Annotated in this window: 21 protein-coding genes and 1 pseudogene; 4 read left to right on the forward strand and 18 right to left on the reverse strand. The window is 58.5% G+C overall.

The features are described 5' to 3' along the window. Nucleotides 1–27 precede the first annotated feature (27 nt). Nucleotides 28–474: a hypothetical protein gene (locus PEL8287_RS03285; protein WP_139837672.1), complete on the reverse strand. Its 447-nt coding sequence runs from the start codon at nucleotides 472–474 to the stop codon at nucleotides 28–30. A gap of 91 nt (nucleotides 475–565) precedes the next feature. Further along, the gene (gene msrB, locus PEL8287_RS03290; protein ID WP_085890900.1) at nucleotides 566–1,036 is read right to left on the reverse strand and encodes a peptide-methionine (R)-S-oxide reductase MsrB; all 471 of its coding nucleotides are present in this window, start codon (nucleotides 1,034–1,036) and stop codon (nucleotides 566–568) included. 314 nt (nucleotides 1,037–1,350) lie between these two features. On the opposite strand from msrB, the gene cobS reads away from it, so the two are divergent. Both cobS and cobT read left to right on the forward strand, forming a co-directional pair. After that, nucleotides 1,351–2,337 (forward strand): cobaltochelatase subunit CobS, encoded by a 987-nt coding sequence (gene cobS, locus PEL8287_RS03300; protein ID WP_085890983.1) that lies wholly within the window; start codon nucleotides 1,351–1,353, stop codon nucleotides 2,335–2,337. A gap of 183 nt (nucleotides 2,338–2,520) precedes the next feature. Then, nucleotides 2,521–4,398, forward strand: coding sequence for a cobaltochelatase subunit CobT (cobT, locus tag PEL8287_RS03305; protein ID WP_085890902.1), 1,878 nt, complete (start codon nucleotides 2,521–2,523; stop codon nucleotides 4,396–4,398). Nucleotides 4,399–4,408: 10 nt separating this feature from the next. Here cobT and PEL8287_RS03310 read toward each other — a convergent pair whose 3' ends face one another. The 8 genes from PEL8287_RS03310 to fabD all read right to left on the reverse strand — a co-directional run bounded on the left by PEL8287_RS03310 (nucleotide 4,409) and on the right by fabD (nucleotide 12,883). Then, entirely contained in the window at nucleotides 4,409–5,761 is a 1,353-nt protein-coding gene (locus PEL8287_RS03310; RefSeq protein WP_085890903.1) for an MATE family efflux transporter, read from the reverse strand. A gap of 93 nt (nucleotides 5,762–5,854) precedes the next feature. Then, nucleotides 5,855–6,808 carry a polyphosphate kinase 2 gene (gene ppk2, locus PEL8287_RS03315; protein WP_085890984.1) on the reverse strand — a complete coding sequence of 318 codons (954 nt, stop codon included), beginning with the start codon at nucleotides 6,806–6,808 and terminating at the stop codon, nucleotides 5,855–5,857. A gap of 217 nt (nucleotides 6,809–7,025) precedes the next feature. After that, the gene (gene mltG / locus PEL8287_RS03320) at nucleotides 7,026–8,180 is read right to left on the reverse strand and encodes an endolytic transglycosylase MltG (RefSeq protein ID WP_085890904.1); all 1,155 of its coding nucleotides are present in this window, start codon (nucleotides 8,178–8,180) and stop codon (nucleotides 7,026–7,028) included. Next, nucleotides 8,180–9,439: a beta-ketoacyl-ACP synthase II gene (gene fabF, locus PEL8287_RS03325; protein WP_085890905.1), complete on the reverse strand. Its 1,260-nt coding sequence runs from the start codon at nucleotides 9,437–9,439 to the stop codon at nucleotides 8,180–8,182. Before fabF ends, mltG begins: the two co-directional genes overlap by 1 nt. Before the next feature lie 123 nt (nucleotides 9,440–9,562). Further along, complete coding sequence (locus PEL8287_RS03330; protein WP_085890985.1) at nucleotides 9,563–10,306, reverse strand: 1-(5-phosphoribosyl)-5-[(5-phosphoribosylamino)methylideneamino]imidazole-4-carboxamide isomerase; 744 nt, start codon at nucleotides 10,304–10,306, stop codon at nucleotides 9,563–9,565. 202 nt (nucleotides 10,307–10,508) lie between these two features. Beyond that, nucleotides 10,509–10,742 (reverse strand): acyl carrier protein, encoded by a 234-nt coding sequence (locus tag PEL8287_RS03335; protein ID WP_085890986.1) that lies wholly within the window; start codon nucleotides 10,740–10,742, stop codon nucleotides 10,509–10,511. A gap of 434 nt (nucleotides 10,743–11,176) precedes the next feature. After that, nucleotides 11,177–11,914, reverse strand: coding sequence for a 3-oxoacyl-[acyl-carrier-protein] reductase (gene fabG, locus PEL8287_RS03340; RefSeq protein ID WP_085890906.1), 738 nt, complete (start codon nucleotides 11,912–11,914; stop codon nucleotides 11,177–11,179). A 24-nt stretch (nucleotides 11,915–11,938) separates the two neighbouring features. Further along, on the reverse strand, nucleotides 11,939–12,883 hold the full coding sequence (gene fabD, locus PEL8287_RS03345; protein WP_085890907.1) for an ACP S-malonyltransferase: 945 nt from the start codon (nucleotides 12,881–12,883) through the stop codon (nucleotides 11,939–11,941). A gap of 168 nt (nucleotides 12,884–13,051) precedes the next feature. Between fabD and PEL8287_RS03350 the strand changes: the two genes are divergently transcribed. Continuing rightward, complete coding sequence (locus tag PEL8287_RS03350) at nucleotides 13,052–14,275, forward strand: cytochrome b/b6 domain-containing protein (RefSeq protein ID WP_085890908.1); 1,224 nt, start codon at nucleotides 13,052–13,054, stop codon at nucleotides 14,273–14,275. Here PEL8287_RS03350 and PEL8287_RS03355 read toward each other — a convergent pair. From PEL8287_RS03355 to PEL8287_RS03375, 5 genes are all read right to left on the reverse strand, one after another. Then, on the reverse strand, nucleotides 14,272–14,463 hold the full coding sequence (locus tag PEL8287_RS03355; RefSeq protein WP_085890909.1) for a Trm112 family protein: 192 nt from the start codon (nucleotides 14,461–14,463) through the stop codon (nucleotides 14,272–14,274). The genes PEL8287_RS03350 and PEL8287_RS03355 overlap by 4 nt on opposite strands. Further along, a complete protein-coding gene (locus PEL8287_RS03360; RefSeq protein WP_085890910.1) occupies nucleotides 14,460–15,104 on the reverse strand; it encodes an LON peptidase substrate-binding domain-containing protein in 645 nt (214 codons plus the stop codon). The genes PEL8287_RS03355 and PEL8287_RS03360 overlap by 4 nt, the downstream gene beginning before the upstream one ends. Nucleotides 15,105–15,130: 26 nt before the next feature. Further along, nucleotides 15,131–16,048 carry a thioredoxin family protein gene (locus PEL8287_RS03365; RefSeq protein WP_085890911.1) on the reverse strand — a complete coding sequence of 306 codons (918 nt, stop codon included), beginning with the start codon at nucleotides 16,046–16,048 and terminating at the stop codon, nucleotides 15,131–15,133. 54 nt (nucleotides 16,049–16,102) lie between these two features. Beyond that, nucleotides 16,103–16,891 carry an exodeoxyribonuclease III gene (locus PEL8287_RS03370; protein WP_085890987.1) on the reverse strand — a complete coding sequence of 263 codons (789 nt, stop codon included), beginning with the start codon at nucleotides 16,889–16,891 and terminating at the stop codon, nucleotides 16,103–16,105. 278 nt (nucleotides 16,892–17,169) lie between these two features. Continuing rightward, nucleotides 17,170–17,856 carry a response regulator transcription factor gene (locus PEL8287_RS03375; protein ID WP_085890912.1) on the reverse strand — a complete coding sequence of 229 codons (687 nt, stop codon included), beginning with the start codon at nucleotides 17,854–17,856 and terminating at the stop codon, nucleotides 17,170–17,172. A gap of 163 nt (nucleotides 17,857–18,019) precedes the next feature. Between PEL8287_RS03375 and ribA the strand changes: the two genes are divergently transcribed. Beyond that, nucleotides 18,020–19,111, forward strand: coding sequence for a GTP cyclohydrolase II (ribA, locus tag PEL8287_RS03380; protein ID WP_085890913.1), 1,092 nt, complete (start codon nucleotides 18,020–18,022; stop codon nucleotides 19,109–19,111). 3 nt (nucleotides 19,112–19,114) lie between these two features. Here ribA and PEL8287_RS20240 read toward each other — a convergent pair. The 3 genes and pseudogenes from PEL8287_RS20240 to PEL8287_RS03400 form a co-directional block, all read right to left on the reverse strand. Further along, a pseudogene (locus tag PEL8287_RS20240) lies at nucleotides 19,115–19,666 on the reverse strand (GMC oxidoreductase). A gap of 1 nt (nucleotide 19,667) precedes the next feature. Next, nucleotides 19,668–20,087 (reverse strand): GMC family oxidoreductase N-terminal domain-containing protein, encoded by a 420-nt coding sequence (locus PEL8287_RS03395; protein ID WP_085890916.1) that lies wholly within the window; start codon nucleotides 20,085–20,087, stop codon nucleotides 19,668–19,670. Between the two features lie 130 nt (nucleotides 20,088–20,217). Continuing rightward, complete coding sequence (locus PEL8287_RS03400; RefSeq protein WP_085890917.1) at nucleotides 20,218–20,457, reverse strand: DUF2842 domain-containing protein; 240 nt, start codon at nucleotides 20,455–20,457, stop codon at nucleotides 20,218–20,220. Between the last annotated feature and the right edge of the window lie 2 nt (nucleotides 20,458–20,459).

Below are 20,459 nucleotides of genomic sequence, written 5' to 3' on the forward strand. Positions count from 1 at the left end.
GGTCTGTAAGGTTTGTACGTGTATACCTTACAAAATTGATCTGTCTCGCCCCCTTCTTCGCCAATGCCGTGCCTTCACGTGTATGAGCGCCATAAAAAACAGCCAGACAACAAACCCCAATGGATATTCGACCAAATACGCAAATACAAAAACCGGACCGGCGATGATTGCCTTGATCGGTGCCAACAAAATGAAGACTAAAATCCCCGCAATGAAAATTGTGATTGCAGAGCCTAGATATGTGGCAAAAAGACCAGCCAAAAACGCCAAGAACCACCCCAACCATTTGGCGTGACCAAATAAAGGGGCCGCAACCACACCACCACCGAAAGCCCCTATAAATGACAAGACGGGCAACCACATTTCAGCTTCGGCTGGAAAGCTGATCAGCATGGTGATAGCAACCGCCACCCCGCATAGCCCGACAAGCCCTGCAATCGCAATATTTCGACGTAACCCAATGTAAATAGGCATGGAAACGGCCTCTGGCTTGATGCTTTCCAAAGACCGTTTATCAGATGTTTTGCGCTGATCCTGCAGGGCAGTTGTGCAATTTTTCAGCAGATCAGGCAGGCTTGAATACCAATGACACCCCGTTCAGGCAGTGGCGTTTCCCGGTGGGGGCCGGACCATCGTCAAAAATATGGCCAAGATGGCTGCCACAGCGGCGGCAATGGCATTCCGTGCGGACAGAAAACAGCTTGCGATCGGCTTTGGTTGCAATCGCACCGGGCAGTGCCTGCCAGAAACTTGGCCAGCCCGTGCCGCTGTCGTACTTGTGCTCGGACGAATACAGTGCCAGATCACAGCCCCGGCAATGATAGACACCTTCGGCATAATTCTTGTCCAACGGTGAACTGCCCGCGCGCTCGGTACCTTCTTCGCGCATCACGTAATATTCAAGGTCATCCAGCATCGCGCGCCATTCGGCCTCGGTGCGGGCGACCTCGAACCGTTCTTCCGCGCGGGCACCAGCGCCCAGACCAAACAAGGTGCCGGTGGCCACACCCGCCTTCAAAAAGCTGCGTCTGTTCATCTGAAATCTCCTGTCAGCGTAAAGTTGAGATATGACCGGCAGGATAGCCCGGCAAGACCACCGCACTGCACAATCCGGTGAGCAGTGTTACCGCAGGGCCGTTCATGCCTTGCAAAAACACACACCCGAAAGGTGCCGCGCGGTTTCCGGTTGCCGGGCGGAATAACCTTTTCAGCGGGATTTTCCCGTCGATGCGATATAACCAGTCCCGGGCGTTGATAAGGCCACAGGATTGTTCCCCCTTCCCCTTGCCCTTGTTCGCAATATGTTGCACCACATAGCGCAAATATCAGGATCGAATGAAGGACCCGGAAATGGCTGACGGAACTCTGGACATCAATGCGAAACCAACCGAAGAGGTTTCCGTCCGCGAAGTGTTCGGTATCGACACCGACATGATCGTGAAAGGCTTTGACCACCGGACCGAGCGTGTGCCCGATCTGGACACGACCTACAAATTTGACGCGGATACGACACTGGCGATCCTGGCGGGGTTTTCCCATAACCGCCGAGTGATGATTCAGGGCTATCACGGCACCGGCAAATCAACCCATATCGAACAGGTGGCCAGCCGGCTGAACTGGCCCACGGTGCGGGTAAATCTGGATAGCCACATCAGCCGGATCGACCTGATCGGCAAGGACGCGATCAAGCTGCGCGATGGCGTTCAGGTTACCGAATTCCACGAGGGCATCCTGCCATGGGCCCTGCGCAATCCCACCGCCATTGTGTTCGATGAATACGACGCCGGTCGTGCCGATGTGATGTTCGTGATCCAGCGGGTGTTGGAAGCCGACGGCAAGCTGACGCTGCTGGACCAGAACGAGGTGATCACACCCAACCCGTATTTCCGCCTGTTTGCCACGGCCAACACTGTGGGTCTGGGCGACACGACGGGGCTGTATCACGGCACCCAGCAGATCAACCAGGGCCAGATGGACCGCTGGTCACTGGTCGCGACGCTGAACTATCTGTCGCATGACGCCGAAACCGCCATCGTGATCGCCAAGAACCCGGTGTTCAACACCGCCGATGGCCGCAAGACCATCAGCCGGATGGTGACGGTCGCCGATCTGTCGCGCACCGCCTTCATGAATGGTGAGCTGTCGACAGTGATGAGCCCCCGGACGGTGATCGCCTGGGCGCAGAATGCCACAATCTTCCGCAATGTCGGCTATGCCTTCCGCCTGACCTTCCTCAACAAATGCGATGAATTGGAACGCCAGACCGTGGCCGAGTTCTATCAGCGCTGCTTTGACGAGGAACTGCCGGAAAGCGCGGCGAGTGTTAGTTTGGGGTGAAAAAAAGAGAACTAGCGATATCAGCCGCAGTTGACCTCGGCGCCGCGATTGCCAAACGCATCGAAATTTGCTGCGTAGCGAAAGAGTGTCGATCTTTAGAGAACACCCTGATATCTTCGAGGAAGTGGAAGAACAGGTCGACGAATTGAGATCTGATAAGAAACTTTGGCGGACTTTGGATTAATGAACAAACCCACCGACAACCCCGCCGATCCGTTCAAAAAGGCGCTGGCGCAGGCCACCAAGGTGATGGCCGATGACGCCGATCTGACGGTGTCCTATTCGGTTGATCCGTCGGGCATTAGCGGCGATGCGATGCGCTTACCGCAGGTTTCGCGCCGGATGACCCGCGAAGAGGTTCTGCTGGCCCGTGGCACCGCCGATGCGCTGGCGCTGCGGCACAAGTTTCACGATGACGGGTTGCATGCGCGCTATAATCCCCAAGGCGAAATGGCACGCGAGTTGTATGACGCCATGGAAACCGCCCGCTGCGAAGCCGTAGGTGCGCGCGAAATGCCCGGCACCGCCAGCAATATCGACGCCAAGATCAACGCCGAGGCCACCCGGCTGGGCTATGAGCAGATCAGCACCACCGCCGAAGCGCCCTTGCCGGTGGCTGCCGGATACCTGATCCGCCATTTGGCCACGGGCCGCGATCTGCCTGCGGGCGCGCAGAACGTGATGGAGCTGTGGCAGGGCTTTATCGAGGAACAGGCCGGCGGCACGCTGGAAAACCTGCAGGATATCCTTGCCGACCAGGCAGCATTTGCCAAGTTCGCGCGCCAGATCATCGAGGATCTGGGTTATGGCGATCAGCTGGGCGATGACCCCGACATTATGGATGACGATCAGGAAGACGAGGCCGAAGAGGCGGGCGAAGATCAGGAAGAGCCCGACAGCAGCGGCGATGATGACAGTCAGGACGATCAGGCCGACGCCGACCCCGAGCAAAGCCAAGACGATAGCCAGGATCAAAGTCAGGCCCAGGTCAGCATGGACGACATGGCCGATCAGGACATGGGGGACGAGACCGAAATGCCCGAGGGCGAGGCCCCGCTAGAGCCGCCCGCGCCGCAGCCCGTATCGGACGCCGACCCTAATTATACCGTTTTCAGCACGGAATATGACGAGGAAATCCGCGCCGAGGATCTGGCTGAACCGGTCGAGCTTGAACGTCTGCGCGCCTATCTGGATCAGCAGCTTGAGCCGCTGAAAGGCGCGGTCAGCCGTCTGGCCAACAAGTTGCAGCGCCGCCTTCAGGCCCAGCAAAGCCGCTCTTGGGAATTTGACCGCGAAGAGGGCATTCTGGATGCCGGACGCCTGGCGCGCGTGGTGGCCAGCCCGACAACACCGCTGAGCTTCAAGGTGGAAAAAGACACTGATTTCCGCGATACCGTGGTGACGCTCTTGCTGGACAACTCTGGCTCGATGCGGGGCCGTCCGATTTCAATCGCTGCCATCTGCGCCGATGTTCTGGCCCGCACGCTGGAACGGTGCAGCGTGAAGGTAGAGATCCTGGGCTTTACCACCCGCGCCTGGAAAGGCGGACAAAGCCGCGAGGAGTGGCTGACGAGCGGACGCCCGCAACTACCCGGTCGCCTGAATGACCTGCGCCACATCATCTACAAATCCGCCGACGCCCCGATGCGCCGGACACGCGACAATCTTGGCCTGATGATGAAAGAAGGGCTGCTAAAGGAAAATATCGACGGCGAAGCACTGGAATGGGCCCACCGGCGCATGGCAACGCGCAAAGAGGCGCGCAAGATCCTGATGGTGATCAGCGACGGCGCCCCGGTCGATGACAGTACCCTGTCGGTCAACCCGGCCAACTATCTGGAAAAACACCTGCGTGACGTCATCGCCATGGTGGAAAAGCGCAAGCAGGTAGAACTGCTGGCCATCGGCATCGGCCATGACGTGACCCGGTATTACGAACGTGCCGTGACGATCACGGATGTAGATCAGCTGGCGGGCGCCATGACCGAACAACTGGCCGCTTTGTTTGACAGCGATCCGCGTGCCCGCGCGCGGGTGATGGGCATCAGAAAAGTCAGCTGAAGACAGATATCTAACCGCCTAAGCGTGCCGACCAGCCCCAGAACCGGGCCATCATGAAAACCCCGGCAAAAGCCAGCCCTACGGCAAGGCCCAGCCAGATGCCGACACCGCCCATGCCAAAGGTAAATCCCAGCAGATAGCTGATCGGCACCCCCACCACCCAATAGCTGAGGGCGGCGATGATCATCGGCACGCGGGTGTCCTGCACCCCGCGCAGCAATCCCAGGGCCATGACCTGCCCGGCATCGACCAGCTGAAACAGCGCTGCCGCCGCCAGAAGCCCGGTGCCGATGGCAATCACTTCGATGCGGGCGGGCTCGTCGGGATTCAGGAACAGGCCGATCAGGATCTCCGGCATTGCCAGAAACAAAACGACCGTCAGGGCCGCTATCATTCCGGACATGACGATCACAACGCTGGCGCCGTCGCGTACACCCGACACGTCGCCGCGGCCATAGGCCTGCGCCGCTCGCACAGTGGCGGCGTTCGACAGGCCAAGGTGGATCATGAAAATCGCTGACGTGACCTGCAGCGCAATGCCGTGTGCGGCCAGCGCCACTGTTCCCAGCCAACCCATCATAACCGAGGAGGCGGCAAAAAGAGCAACCTCGGCCAGACTTGTGACGCCGATGGGCCAGCCCAGCCGGAACACCTGGCCGAAGGCCTCCCAGTCGGGACGCCAGAAGCGCTGGAAAAGGGCGTGTTCGGGCGTTGCCCACACCACATAGATCATCAACACCAGCAGCGATGCCACGCTGACGCAAAGCGAGGCAATCGCGGCACCGCGCACGCCCATTTCAGGAAAACCCCCGTTGCCAAAAATCAACAGGTAGTTGACGACGATGTTCAGTCCGACCGCCAGGACAGTGATCCACAGCACCACCTGTGTCCGTTCGAGCGCGGCCAGATAGGATTTCAACACCATGACCAGAAGGGCGGGCAAGATTGACCAGCCGACAATCCGCAGGTAGTCGGCCGCCAGTGTCGATGTGCCGGGGTCCTGGCCCAAAACCAGCAACAGCGGTTCTGACCAGATCATGACCGGCAGCACCGCCACGCCAAACATCAGCGAAGCCCATATGCCCATACGTGTGACCCGGCGCACCTGTGTGTCCTGTCCCGACGCCTGTGCAGAGGCCACCATCGGCATCACCGCCCAGGCAAATCCCGAGCCGACGATAAAAAGCACAAACCACAAGGTGCCGCCCAGCACCTCGGCGGCCAGGGCATCCACCGAATACCAGCCCAACATCACGGCATCACTCAGGTTGATGGCAAACTGTGCCAGATGGCTGCCAATCAACGGCATCCCCAAAAGCAACGTGGCTCGGGCATGTTGACGGTATGAAAGTCCTGTGGTCATGCGCCCCTCCTACGCGGGGGCGCACCACCGGGCAAGCCACGGTCGCCACGGCACCGTCAAGTACAGGGGCGTGGCGGCAATAAGGTGACAGGCTTATCTGGGTTTGCGATTGTCCGGATGCAGCGCCTTGCCCAGAATGTGGTCAGATTCGTGCAGGACATGCTGCGCTGTTGACACGATCAGCGGGTCAGGTGCGTGCACAATCTCGGGGTCTTTACCAGGATAATCCAGTGAGTTCAGGAAATGCAACATGCAGTTCAGGCGGGCGCGTTTCTTGTCATTCGACTTGATCACGGTCCAGGGCGCATCGGCGGTGTCGGTGTAAAAGAACATCGCCTCTTTGGCTTCGGTATAATCGTCCCATTTGTCCAGGCTGGCCTTGTCAATCGGGCTGAGCTTCCACTGCTTCAGCGGGTCGGTTTCGCGGCTGGCAAAACGGCGGCGCTGTTCCTCTTGCGTGACCGAGAACCAATACTTGTACAGTCGGATACCGGACCGTGTCAGCATCCGCTCCAGTTCAGGCGTCTGGCGCATAAATTCAAGATATTCACCTGGCTGGCAGAATCCCATCACCCGCTCAACGCCCGCGCGGTTGTACCACGAGCGGTCATAAAACACCATTTCACCGCTGGTTGGCAGATGCTGGACATAGCGCTGGAAAAACCAGTTGCCACGCTCCTCGTCCGTTGGCTTGTTCAGCGCTACAACCCGCGCCAATCGTGGATTCAGATGCTCGGTAAAGCGCTTGATCGTACCACCCTTCCCTGCCGCATCACGCCCCTCGAACAGCAGAACAAACTTCTGACCGGTGTCCTGTGCCCAGATTTGCACTTTCAGCAACTCCGCCTGCAAAAGTGCCTTTTGCCGCTCATAGGGGCCACGGCCCAGTTTGTCCTGATAGGGATATTCACCATTCTCAAACGCTTGCCGCAGACTTATCGGGGTTTCAGCCTCTGGTACATGAGCAGTATCGGGCGCAGGCCTAGCGGGCGCCTTTGCATTTTTGGCAGGTGCCACGGGGGGTTTAGGGGCGGTGGCCTCGGTCATATGTGCGTCTCCTTCGCTGGTATCGCGAAGGGTTAGCGCAAACCTCATTTTTCCGCTTTGATCAGAGTCAAAGCCGAAAAATATACTGACTGGCGCACCCTGATTTTGCGTCGGAAGGTGGTAAAGTTCGACATGACAGCGAAGTGGGCCGAACTTTCTTCACATCCCAAAAAGTGCAAACCGGGCGTTGCGATACGCCTTGGCCTCGGGCTATGCCTTACTCCGACGCGCGCTTGGCTTCAATCTCGCGCCACTTGGCGACGTTTTTGTTATGCTCTTCCAGCGTTTCGGCAAAGGCATGTCCCCCCGTGCCGTCGGCGACGAAGAACACGAAATTTGTGTCATCCGGATTTACAGCCGCCTCGATGCTGGCGCGGCCGGGGTTGGCAATGGGCGTTGGCGGCAAAGCATCAATTACATAGGTATTCCAAGGGGTTTCAGCACGTAGTTCACTTTGCCTCAGGCCACGGCCCAGCACACCCTGCCCTTTGGTGACACCGTAAATCACTGTCGGGTCTGTCTGCAGTCTCATGCCCCTGTTCAGTCGGTTGGTAAAAACACTGGCGACCTGCCCGCGCTCTTCCGGAACCCCGGTTTCCTTTTCGATGATCGAAGCCAGGATCAGCGCCTCATAGGGGTTTTCCAACGGCAGTCCGTCGGCCCTGTTCTCCCACGCGGCGGCAAGGATAAGATCCTGGGACTGCCGCATTTTTTCGATGACGCTGGTACGGTCCTGCCCGACGCTTACCTCATAACTGTCCGGCGCAAGGCTGCCTTCGGGCGGCACTTTGGCGACATCGCCCTCCAGGACATCCACACGCGCCAGGGCATCCACGATCTGCCAACTGGTAACGCCTTCGGCGACGGCAACGCGATACCTTGTATCCTGTTGTTTCCGAACGGTTTTGAAGGCCTCGGGCTGATCGTCTTCCGCGGGGTCAAAGGCGGCTTTTTCGACATACCGGTCCGTCGCCGGATCCAGTTCGCGCACCTGCACTTCAGATTTTGTCACCCCGATGCGGTAGACCACCTCGGTGCCGCAGGTGCTTGCCCCGCCCCGCGTTATAAGATCGGTGATCTGGGACATGCTGGAGCCCTCGGGAATAAGCCAGCTGCCAGCCTTCAATTGACTTTTTTTATTAGAATATTCAGACCCGACCCGAAAGATCGAGCCGTTGGTGATGGCTCCCAACGACTCCAGCTCGCGGGACACGCCGCGCATGGTGCTTCCGGGTTTTACGCGCAGGCAAATCTGCTCGTCCAGCGGGCCTTGGGTGACATATTCGTTCTGCCCCCAAAGGATTACCCCCCCCAGAAGGAAGATCAAAACAACAAGAAAAGTCAGTGCGTTAGAGGCAATATGCCGCCACATCACCGCAGTTTCCCGATACAGACCGACGCATTTGTGCCGCCAAAGCCAAAGCTGTTGGACATGGCCACATTCACCTCGCGCTCGCGTTTTACGTTGGGCACCAGATCCAGCGGTGTATCGACCGCGGGGTTATCCAGATTGATCGTTGGCGGCACCACCTGATCGCGTACGGCCAGGATCGAAAAGATTGCTTCAATCGCCCCGGCTGCCCCCAAAAGGTGCCCCGTGGCCGATTTGGTCGAGCTCATCGAAGTCTTGGCGGCTGCATTGCCCAAAAGACGCTCGACTGCCCCCAACTCAATGGTATCCGCCATGGTCGAGGTGCCATGCGCGTTGATGTAATCCACATCCGACGGGTCAAGCCCGGCATGTTTCAGCGCGGCTGTCATTGCCCGGAAACCGCCATCACCATCTTCAGCGGGGGCGGTGATGTGATAGGCATCGCCCGACAAGCCATAGCCCAACACCTCGGCGTAGATCTTGGCGCCACGGGCCTTGGCATGCTCCAACTCTTCCAGCACCACAACACCGGCCCCTTCGCCCATCACGAACCCGTCGCGATCTGCATCATAAGGGCGGCTGGCGGCTTTGGGGTTGTCGCTACGCTTGGTTGACAGCGCCTTGCACGCATTGAACCCGGCAATGCCAATCTCACAGATTGCAGCTTCGGCCCCACCGGCGATCATTACGTCAGCATCGCCATATTTGATCAGGCGCGAGGCATCGCCAATGGCATGCGCCCCGGTAGAGCAAGCTGTTACCACCGAGTGGTTCGGGCCTTTGAAGCCGTATTTGATGCTGACCTGCCCGCTGATCAGATTGATCAGCGCGCCGGGGATGAAAAACGGCGACACGCGGCGCACGCCCTTATCACGAATGGTCAGCGTGGTTTCTTCGATCGAACGCAGCCCGCCGATACCTGATCCCAGCATAACGCCGGTACGTTCGCGGCCTTCCTCGTCTTCGGGCATCCAACCGGCATCTTCTACCGCCTGCTGGGCTGCGGCAACGCCATACAGGATGAAGTCATCCACTTTACGGCGTTCTTTCGGCAGCATGTAGTCGTCGGCATTGAAAGTGCCGTCACTGCCATCGCCCAGCGGTACTTCGCAGGCATAATCGGTGGCCACGTTACTGGCATCAAAGCGGGTAATCTTCCCCGCACCGGATTCTCCTGCCAGCAGCCGTTTCCACGTTTCCTCAACCCCGGAAGCCAGCGGAGTAACCAGGCCCAGACCTGTGACAACGACACGACGCATGATGCTGCCCTTTCAATTCTTATCTCTTTGGCTGCTCATACCCTGCCTTGCACCCGGGGGGCAAGTCCATCGCGCATCTACCCGGCGGCAGAAATACGCTTCTGTCGCCGGGAAGGCCTTTTATTACTGAAATTCAGCTGTGGGCTCAGGCGTAGGCTGCGCGACGGCAAGGGCTTCGGACAGGTCCACGTCTTTTGACAGCAGCGCCCGGCCAATAAGTGTGCCCGCAATGTTCGCAACATATTTCAGCCGTGCCACATCATCGACACTGCGCACCGTCCCGCGGGCAATGACAGGGTGCCGGGTGGCGCTGGCAAGGCCACTGATTACCCCCAGGCTACCATCCCGATCTTCGATATCTGCATCAATATCGGTCACGATGACGCCGGCCAGCGGCGCATTTTCAAACGCCTGAATAAAGGTTTCAGGGCTGAAACTGCTGACCTGGCGCCAGCCATCAGTCATCATCTGGCCCTGATAGATATCGACGGCCAGAACGATCTGATCGGGATATTGTTCGATAAGACCCTTAACCATATGCGGATCCTGAGCAGCCATTGTGCCGATCACAATCCGCCCTGCCCCCTTGTCGATCCAGCGTGTGACACTTTCGCGGGTACGGAACCCGCCCCCCAACTGGACCGGAATGCCAACACTGCGGATAATCTCTTCCAGCAGTTCATTGTTGCCGTCACCGCCTCGCAGCCCGTCAATGTCGGTCAGGTGCATCCATTGGGCCCCTTCAGCAGCAAAGCTGCGCGCGGTTTCAACCGGGTCCACATGCCAGATCACCGGCTCGTCCAGACGGCCGCGGGTGAGTGACACGCATTTACCATTCAGAATTTCAAGTGTGGGATAGATGATCATGACAGCAGCGCCCTTTGTATTGATCCCTGACCCGCAGTCATCCGCCGGGTCAGTACACCTATGCAGTGTAACCAAAAGCGTCACTATCTTCAAATCGGCATGATATCGTCCATTCGCGGCCCCCGTGAAAGCGCGCAGAGTCAAAAAAGGGCCCTGCCGGCCTGGCAGAGCCCTAAAACGCCTGGGCGTTGAATTCGTCGGTTTACGACGCTTCGGTGATAAAGCTTACCGCGTCACCAAAGGTTTGGATTGTTTCGGCGGCATCGTCGGGAATCTCGATACCGAATTCCTCTTCGAAGGCCATGACCAGCTCAACCGTGTCCAGGCTGTCAGCGCCCAGATCGTCGATGAACGAGGCTTTTTCAGTCACCTTGTCCTCTTCCACACCCAGGTGCTCTACAACGATCTTTTTAACGCGGTCTGCGATATCGCTCATGTCATAATCCTCATCGTTTTTTGGGCGCATCGCCCGTTTTCTGCCCCCGCCCAAGCCGGGTAGCGGCCTTGATAACGCCCCAAGCGGGCGGTTTGTGATCGCCCGTTTCGCGGGCCACCGGGGGAAACCTCCGGCAAATCTGCGCCGCCTATAGCACATGGCGCGTCTTAGGCAAACGTTTTCCCAAATTGGGCAGCGGAGCGAAAATTGCAAGCCCTTAGATTTCTCACAAAGCCCAAGTTGTATTCAGCAAGATACTGTGCGCAAGGGCAAAAGAGCTTTTACCACGGGTTTCAGATATATTGTACTTTTCACTTAGCCAGATCATTTTTCGGCGCTGGCGCTGGTAATATCCGTATCTGGAACAGCCCTTACTAAAACCGCAAATGCCATCAGAGTTGATTCCCTGTCAGGGGAAATTGCCCTGATCTGAACTAGCGCATCGACATCCCACCGTTCACATGCAGCGTTGCACCATTGATATACCCTGCTTCTGAACTGGCCAGAAACAGAACCGCTGCTGCAATCTCATGCGGGGTGCCCATTCGGTTGGCTGGGATTTTGGCGTAGATCACCGCCTTTTGCTCTTCGGTCAGCTTGTCTGTCATGGCTGTCGCAATAAATCCTGGCGCAACGGCGTTGGCGGTAATACCCCGGCTGGCAACCTCGCTGGCAATGGATTTGGTCATACCGATCATGCCCGCCTTTGAGGCCGCATAATTCGCCTGACCAGGGTTGCCTGTGGCGCCAACGATCGAACTGATATTGATAATCCGCCCCCAACGGGCCTTCATCATCGGGCGTATCGCGCCACGACACAGACGCATTGTTGCGGTCAGGTTCACGTCAATCACGCTGTTCCATTCATCATCCGACATGCGCATGAAAAGCTGATCGCGTGTGATCCCGGCATTGTTAACCAGAATATCAAGTCCGCCCAGGGCGGTCTGTGCCTGCTTGGGCAGCGCGTCGACCGCTTCGGCGTCGCTCAGGTTGCAGGTCAGGACATGCGTGCGCTCGCCCAATTCCGCAGCCAAAGCTTCCAGCGGTTCAACACGGGTTCCGCTAATGCCCACGGTTGCACCCGCACCATGCAATACTCTGGCGATCTCGCTGCCAATACCACCGGATGCCCCTGTTACTAAAGCGGTTTTTCCTGTCAAATCGAACATGATATCTCCTTGTAAATAAGTACGTTACGCGAGCATGCTTGCAGCGGCAGCCTTCACCTCTTCAGAGGTGCCCACAGCCTGACAGGCGATGGTTTTGTCGATCCGCCGCACCATGCCCGAAAGGGCCTTGCCTGCGCCGACCTCCCACATCTCTGTCACACCTGCCTGAGCCATGAACAGAACGGATTCGCGCCACCGGACCGACCCCATGACCTGATCCACCAGCAACGACCGGATGGTTGTCGGGTCACTTACCGCTTTGGCCACCACATTGGCGACCAGCGGAACGACGGGTTCGCTAATCTCGACATGGTCCAGCGCTTCGGCCATGGCCCCAGCCGCGGGTTCCATCAACACGCAATGGAACGGGGCACTGACGGGCAGCAACATCGCCCGCCGCGCTCCACGTTCCTTGGCAATTTCAACGGCGCGTTCAACGGCATCCTTGTGACCCGACACCACGACCTGACCCGGATCGTTGTCATTAGCCGCCTGACAGACCTCGCCCATCGCGGCCTCTGCGGCCACCTCGCGGACAGTTTCGAAATCCAGTCCAAGCAGCGCTGCCATGGCGCCCACGCCCACGGGAACGGCCTTTTGCATCGCCTCGCCGCGGATACGCAGCAGGCGGGCCGCGTCGGCGATGCTCAGCGCTCCTGCGGCGGCCAGGGCCGAATATTCACCCAGAGAATGCCCCGCGACATGGCTTGCCACATCGGCCAGCACCACGCCTTCGGCTTCGAGCGCGCGCATGGCGGCAAGCGATGTGGCCATCAATGCCGGTTGTGCATTTTGTGTGAGGGTCAGCTGATCCTGCTCTCCCTCCCAGATCAGCGTGGACAGTTTTTCGCCCAAAGCATCATCAACTTCATCAAATACGGCGCGGGCTGCCGGATAGGCCTGTGCCAACTCCTGCCCCATACCGATCGTCTGTGCGCCCTGTCCGGGAAATACCAATGCTCGGCTCATGTCTGAAATGCTCCCTGATGTACCCTTCTCCGATACCGCGACTACTCAGCAGAGGCAACGGTCAACACCGTTGCTGCATGTTTGCACGGCTATTGTGCAACCATTGCAATTGCCTAGGTGCGCGGATCATCTAGGTTGATAAAAATTTTTGAGCAAAGGGCCTGGATCATGCCGCTCAGCAACTCGGCCAGCACGTATGGCGCTATCACCAAAGGCTTTCACTGGCTGACCGCCTTGCTGATTCTCACGATCATTCCGGTTGGTCTTTTTGCCAATGATCTGGCGCATGACATCTCCAACCCAGACATCACAGCCGATGAGGCCATGATCGCCCGGGCAAAATGGCTGTTCTCAGTGCACAAAACCCTTGGTGTCACCGTTTTTTTCGTGGCGCTTGCCCGTATCATGTGGGCCCTGACACAGACCAAGCCCGGCCTTCTAAACGGCGACCGCCGGGCCGAGGCATGGGCCGCTGAAACCGTGCACTGGCTGCTTTACGGCTCGCTTGTGGCGGTGCCCTTATCGGGCTGGGTGCACCACGCGGCAACCACCGGTTTCGCCCCGATCTGGTGGCCCTTCGGACAAAACCTGCCTTTTGTGCCCAAAAGCCTTAGTCTGGCCGATTTTACCGCGACACTGCACTACATCCTGCAATGGGTGCTGATCGGCGCCATCGGGGCACATATCGCAGGTGCGCTGAAACATCATGTGATCGACGGCGATGCAACTCTGCGCCGGATGTTGCCGGGTCGCACGCCCGGTCAGCCGACGCAACAACAGCCGGGCCATGTCGCGCCTTTCGTCACCGCTGTGGCCATTTGGATCGGGGCACTTGGCGGTGCGGCGATGCTGGGCTGGTTTACGCAAAGCCAAGCGCCAACCACGCCTCAGGCCACCTTGGCCCAGGTTACCAGTGACTGGCAGGTACAGGACGGCCAATTGCAAATTTTGGTGAAACAGCTTGGCTCGGATGTGAATGGAAGCTTTGCCGACTGGACTGCCGACATCCGCTATGACCCGTCCGAGGGGATGGGCAAACAGGGTGAGGTGACGGTTATTGTTTCGATCGGATCGCTGACGCTGGGCTCGGTCACCAATCAGGCCATGGGCAAAGAGTTTTTCAACGCCGAGGCCTTTCCCACTGCAACGTTCAGCGCCGATTTGCTACGCGAAGGCGACGGTCATATCGCACGCGGCAGCCTGACCATTCGCGATCAGGCAGTGCCGGTTGAAATGCCGTTTGAACTGACGCTGGAAGGCGACACTGCGCAGGCCAGTGGCAGCCTGAGCGTTGATCGTCGAGATTTCGACATTGGCATGGGCACCCAGGATGCGGGCACATTGGGCCATGATGTGCAGATCAGTTTTGCGCTGACAGCCACACGGGGCTAGTCCAGCACCCGCGCCTCATCCACCAGCATCACCGGGATACCATTGCGAATGGGAAAGGCCAGTCCGGCCGCCTTGCTGACCAGTTCCTGCCGTTCGGCGTCATAGGACAAAGTGGTCTGCGACTGCGGGCAGATCAGCGCCTCCAGCATGCGACGGTCAAAGGCGGGGGCACTATCGGTTTCGGTCATTGCATGATCTCCTCTCCATTGCCCCCGCGCAGGGCGTATTCAATCAGCGTCATCAAGGTTTCGCGCCTCGTGCTGAGCGATGGCGCTTCAAGCAGGGCCTGTTTGTCCTCGGGCTCGAACCCCAGCATCATCGACAAAGAATTGATCAGCAGTTCGTCATCGGCTTCTTTCAGAGTATCCCAATCTGTCTGCAGTTCTCGGGCTGCAAAATACCGGCTTAGTAACCGCAGAAAGCCGGGCCTGTCGAAACAAGTATCCACATCCGTCGGGCCCAGATCACGATCAAAACCCACCCAGGAAACTCTGGCCCTGCGATAAGGCGGAAATCCGTCGACCTCTTCGCTGATGCGATAGCGTGACACACCTGTCAGCGTAATCATATAGCGACCATCTTCGGTTTCCGAAAACTGTGTGACCCGACCGGCGCAGCCGATGGTGTGCAGCCCTGTGCCGTCTCGCCCGGGCACCTCGTTGGGCTGGATCATCCCGATCAGCCGGTGGGGAGTTTTCAGCGCATCCTCCAGCATCGCCAGATAGCGCGGCTCAAACAGGTGCAGCGGAAGACGCGAACGCGGCAGCAACAAAGCCCCCGGCAAGGGGAACACCGGCAGAATCTCTGGCAGATCGGTCTGGTTCATCATACCTTTTATCTAGTTCGGCCCGGGCCTTAGACAAATATCATCGAACTCAGCTTGCGCCGGCCGTTCAGGACCACCGGATCGTTTGGTTTGAGTGCGTCAAAAATGGTGAAAAGCTGCTGTTTGGCAGCGCCATCATTCCATTCGCGGTCCCGACGAAAAAGCTCCAGCAGTTCATCCACTGCCTGTTCGGTCTGGCCATTGGCATGTAACGCCTGCGCCAGATCAAACCGCGCCTGCAAGTTGTCCGGGTCGGCCTCGACCGCTGCTTTCAGGTCGTCCACGGGCCCGGCGCCAGCGGCCTGACGCGCCAGCTCCAGCTGGGCATGGGCGGCTTCCATCTCGGGGGCGTGGCTGATTTCTGCCGGCGCGCCATTCAGAATGGCTTCGGCCTGATCCAGATCGTCAAGCGCAATATGCGCCCGCGCCAGTCCGGCATAGGCCGGCGCATTGACCGGATCCTCTTGCAGGATCGCGGCAAAGGTCTGGGCTGCGTCGGCGGCGGCGCCCTCGTCAAGCATTTCCTCGGCCGCGGCCACAGCTTCATCCAGCCCCCCGCTGGAATCGCCACCGGCGGCGTCGACTGTGCGCGCGACAAAGGCATCAACCTCGGACCCGGCAACGGCGCCCTGAAATCCGTCAATCGGCTGGCCCTGCCAAAACGCAAGAACCGTCGGGATCGACTGCACTTGCAACTGACCGGCGATCATCTGATTTTCATCAACATTGACCTTGGCCATTTTGACAGCGCCTTTGGCCTTGGTCACAGCCGCTTCCAGTGCCGGTCCCAGCGTTTTGCAAGGCCCACACCACGGCGCCCAGAAATCCACGATCACGGGCACGGTTTTTGACGCTTCAACCACTTCGGCCATAAAATCGACCTCTGAGACATCCTTGATCAGGTCGGCTGCGGCAGGGGCATTCTGATTTTGGCCCAGTTCAAGCATCTTTTGTCTTCCTTCAATCCAGTTGCCCTCTATATGGGCAAGAAACCGTAAAATTCAAAGGTCAAATGTTGCAAATACCGGGGCGTGGTCGCTGGGTTTTTCCCATCCGCGTGCGCCGCGCAGGATGCGACTGGAATGCGCGGCTGCCTTGATATCAGCGCTGGCCCAGACGTGATCCAGGCGTCGGCCCTTGTCTGCGGCATCCCAATCTTTGGCCCGATACGACCACCAGCTGTAAAGCAGCCCCTGGGGGATATCGGCGCGGGTAACATCAGACCAGCCGCCCGCGTCCATTACAGCGCCAAAATGTTCCACCTCTACCGGAGTATGACTGACGATCTTCAGAAGCTGCTTGTGATTCCATACGTCATCTTCACGAGGGGCAATGTTCAGGTCACCGACCAGAATCGCCTTTTCCGGACGACTACCCCGAAACCAGTCACGCATATCCGACAGGTAATCCAGTTTCTGACCGAACTTTTCATTCTTCTCGCGGTCGGGAATGTCACCCCCTGCCGGCACATAAAAATTGTGGATCACCACCCCGTTTTCCAGCCTCCCCGCCACATGACGCGCATGGCCAAGCCCGGCGAAATCCATGTCCCCCGCATCCTGGATCGGCAACTTTGAAAGGATCGCGACGCCGTTGTACCCCTTTTGCCCCCGCGCCACGACATGGCCATACCCCAGCTCGGCAAACTTCTCGAGCGGCATCAGGTCCACCGGGCTTTTGCATTCCTGCAGGCACAAGATATCCGGCCCTTCCTCGGTCAGCAGTTTACTGACAATAGGTTCGCGCAGGCGGACCGAGTTGATGTTCCAGGTGGCAAGAGTAAAGGGCATGGGGGCGTTCCGTTCAGTTTGACTGGCGTCCGGCAACATAACGACCCAGATCAAAGAAGAAAGGGGGCGCTGGCGGGAATTTCCGGTTGCCGGGCATCTTTGCGCATCGGCAATCGCCGTGGTCGGTCCAGCGGCATATCCCACAAATGAAAAAGACCCCGGCGTTGTGCCGGGGCCAGTCCAACAGGGAGGTGCATGTGATTACCCGCACATGCGACGGGGTCCGTCATTTCGTCCACGATAAGGTCAGCCTAGACCGGAAATAAAAATAATACAACCTAGGCAAGAAGACGATAACCACCCGCCTCTGTAACAAGAAGCCGGGCGTTGCCTGGATCGGGTTCGATCTTCTGGCGCAGACGGTAGATATGGGTCTCAAGCGTGTGCGTGGTAACCCCCGCATTGTAGCCCCAGACCTCGTGCAGCAGCACATCGCGCTGCACCACACCTTCGGTCGAACGATAAAGGAATTTAAGGATATTGGTCTCTTTTTCGGTCAGCCGGATCTTGCGGTCATTTTCGTCAACCAGCATCTTCATCGCAGGTTTGAACGTATACGGCCCCAGCTGGAAAACGGCATCTTCGGATTGCTCGTGCTGGCGCAGCTGTGCGCGTATCCGCGCCAGAAGTACCGGGAATTTGAAAGGTTTGCTGACATAATCATTGGCACCCGCATCAAGGCCCAGAATCGTGTCGGCATCACCGTCATGTCCGGTCAACATCATGATAGGCGCCTTGATGCCCTGCTTGCGCATCAACCGACACAACTCGCGGCCGTCAGTATCAGGCAGGCCCACGTCCAGAATGACCAGATCGTAAAAACCGTCTTTGGCCTTGGCCATCGCCTCGGCGCCGCTGCCGGCCTCGAAGACATCAAAATCCTCGGTCATGACTAACTGTTCACTCAACGCTTCGCGCAGATCCTCTTCGTCGTCGACCAACAGAATTTTCTTAAGCTGTCCCATGGGTGAGTTCCTCGTGTTGTTTTGACACATTTGTGTGACGATACCCCATCCCACAAGGTCTGCTACATTCCAATCACGCCCAAGTGTAGCGGCGCGAGCGATTGTTTCATTTCGTTACAAAAGCCTGTACATCGGGGTTGTCACAACACAGATACGTTCCATCATGAGCCTTGCACCAGATATTGCCGAGATCCTGGCCCGCGCCCGCGCCGACATCCGTATGGGTGTGCCGGTGGTTCTGGCCAGCGCCGAAGGGGCGGCGTGTATGCTGGCGGCAGAAACACTCGACGCGCAACGCCTGGCGGATATCCGCGCCCTGGGCGGCCAGCCTGTACTGGTGATTACCGCACGCCGGGCTGAAACGCTAAAGGCGCGCGCCTATGATGGTGATCTGGCCCGCGTGATCCTGCCGCCCGATGCTACCATGCCCTGGGTTCTGGGGGTGGCCGATCCGGCCGATGATCTGAAAACCCCGATGAAGGGCCCGTTGATCTCGGAACGCGACGGGCCTGCCGACCTGCACCGGCTTGCGCTGCAACTGGCGAAATCCGCCCGGCTGTTGCCCGCAGCGATTTTGCTGCCCCTGACGGATGGCGCGGGATTTGCCTTGAACAATGGTCTGACACTGATCGACACAACGCAGGCCGCGGCGCAATTCAGCGACACCAGCCGGTTGCATCCTGTCGTCAGCGCCCGTCTGCCGCTTGAGGTATCCGAGGCAGGCCGCCTGCACATCTTCCGCCCCGAAGACGGTGGCGAAGAACATTACGCCATCGAAATTGGCCAGCCCTCGCGTGATAAACCGGTGCTGGCGCGATTGCATTCGGCCTGTTTTACCGGCGATCTGATGGGCAGCCTGAAATGCGACTGCGGCCCGCAGTTGCGCGGCGCGTTGGCGCAGATGGGGGCCGAAGGGGCCGGTGTTCTTCTGTACCTCAATCAGGAAGGGCGCGGCATAGGCCTGGCCAACAAGATGCGCGCCTACAGCCTGCAGGATCAGGGGTTTGACACGGTCGAGGCCAATCACCGGCTGGGATTCGAGGATGACGAGCGTGATTTCCGCATCGGCGCCCATATTCTGGCGCTAATGGGGTTCAAAGCGGTACGTCTGCTGACCAACAACCCCGGCAAGATTGCGATGATGCAGCAAAACGGCATCGACGTGGTCGAGCGCGTGCCGCTGAAGGTGGGTGAAAACACCCATAACCGCGCCTATCTGGCGACAAAGGCGAAAAAGTCGGGCCACCTGCTCTGAGTTTCAGACCATTTCATTTCTCAGGGTCTGCGCGGCAACCTCTTCCATCGGGTCTAGCTGCGGCACTCCAAGAATGAAGTCTGCTGCCCGGGCCGCAATCATCACCGTCGGCGCATTCAGATTTGCGCTGGTGATTCGCGGCAGTACAGACGCATCAACCACACGCAGCCCCTCCAGCCCATGCACCCGCAGCTGCCCGTCGACCACCGCCACCGCATCCTGCCCCATTTTGCAGGTGCACGACGGGTGAAACGCTGTTTCCACCCGGGCACGCAGCATTTTTCCAACATCTGCGGCCGTAGAAATTTAGGCCCCGGGGATCATCTCGGCCCCGCGGAATTCATTAAAGGCGGGCTGCGCAACCAACTCGCGTGCTTTGGCGCCCCCTTCTACGATCTCGCGCAGATCGTCAGAATCTTGCAGGTAGTTGAAGTGCAACCTTGGCGCCAGGGCCGGGCTGTCCGCATCAAGCGCAATATGCCCCCGTGACCGGGGGCCCGAATGATCGACATTCAGTGAAACCGCTTGATTGACCTCAATCCTGCCGCCACGCATCTCAAACCCCAAAGGACCAAAATGGTACTGCAGATTGGGATATGCCACCGGTCAGAATCCCTTCACCCGTGGCCCGCGAAGTTCTGGAAACGCCCTTATGAACATAGACAATTCCGGCGGCGCGGCTGCCTTCGATCAGCATCCGCCGGGCCTCGGCCCCAGTGCGTAGCACAAGGTTTTTCCGCGACATGGCGGGTTTCAGAAAGGCCACGACCGCGCTGCACCGTCGGCTGGTGCTTTTGGTGGCATCCAGCCGGGCGACGCCATCGCACTTCCGACCATTCAGATCATCCGACACGACTTGCCCTGCCTGCGCACCGGCCTGCAGAAAGGCGTCATAAAGCGGGTTGGGGTAGGCCCCGCGCGCCACCTTCAAAGGGCCATTGCCACCGCGCCGACGATGATAAAATCGAATTCGCACCGGCTATTGCCTGCCTACCAATTGACCCCTTACGGGCTTGATTTATACTATTCGCACGATGGCGCTTCTGGCGGGCTTTGCCTGACAGGTGGTGCTGGCACTGCGCCCCTTCGGTGTTCTTTAGTTCTGATCAGTCTTGATCAGTGGCTTCGGGATCAGCTTGCCCGACGCCTTTGAACACAAATTTAAACGGCAACACCCACAAAACCCCCAACCCGACAAAAACCAACAACTCCACCAGAAACGGCAGTTTTTCAAAACTGGCCCTGAGCCAATCCGTAAGAGTGACCGCGACCACAACATAGACCGGCAGTCCGATCAGCAGAATCACCAGCGACCAGCGACGTCGGGCTTTGTAACTCAGTGCCACGG

It is taken from the genome of Roseovarius litorisediminis (assembly GCF_900172295.1).
Classification (GTDB): Bacteria; Pseudomonadota; Alphaproteobacteria; order Rhodobacterales; family Rhodobacteraceae; genus Roseovarius; species Roseovarius litorisediminis.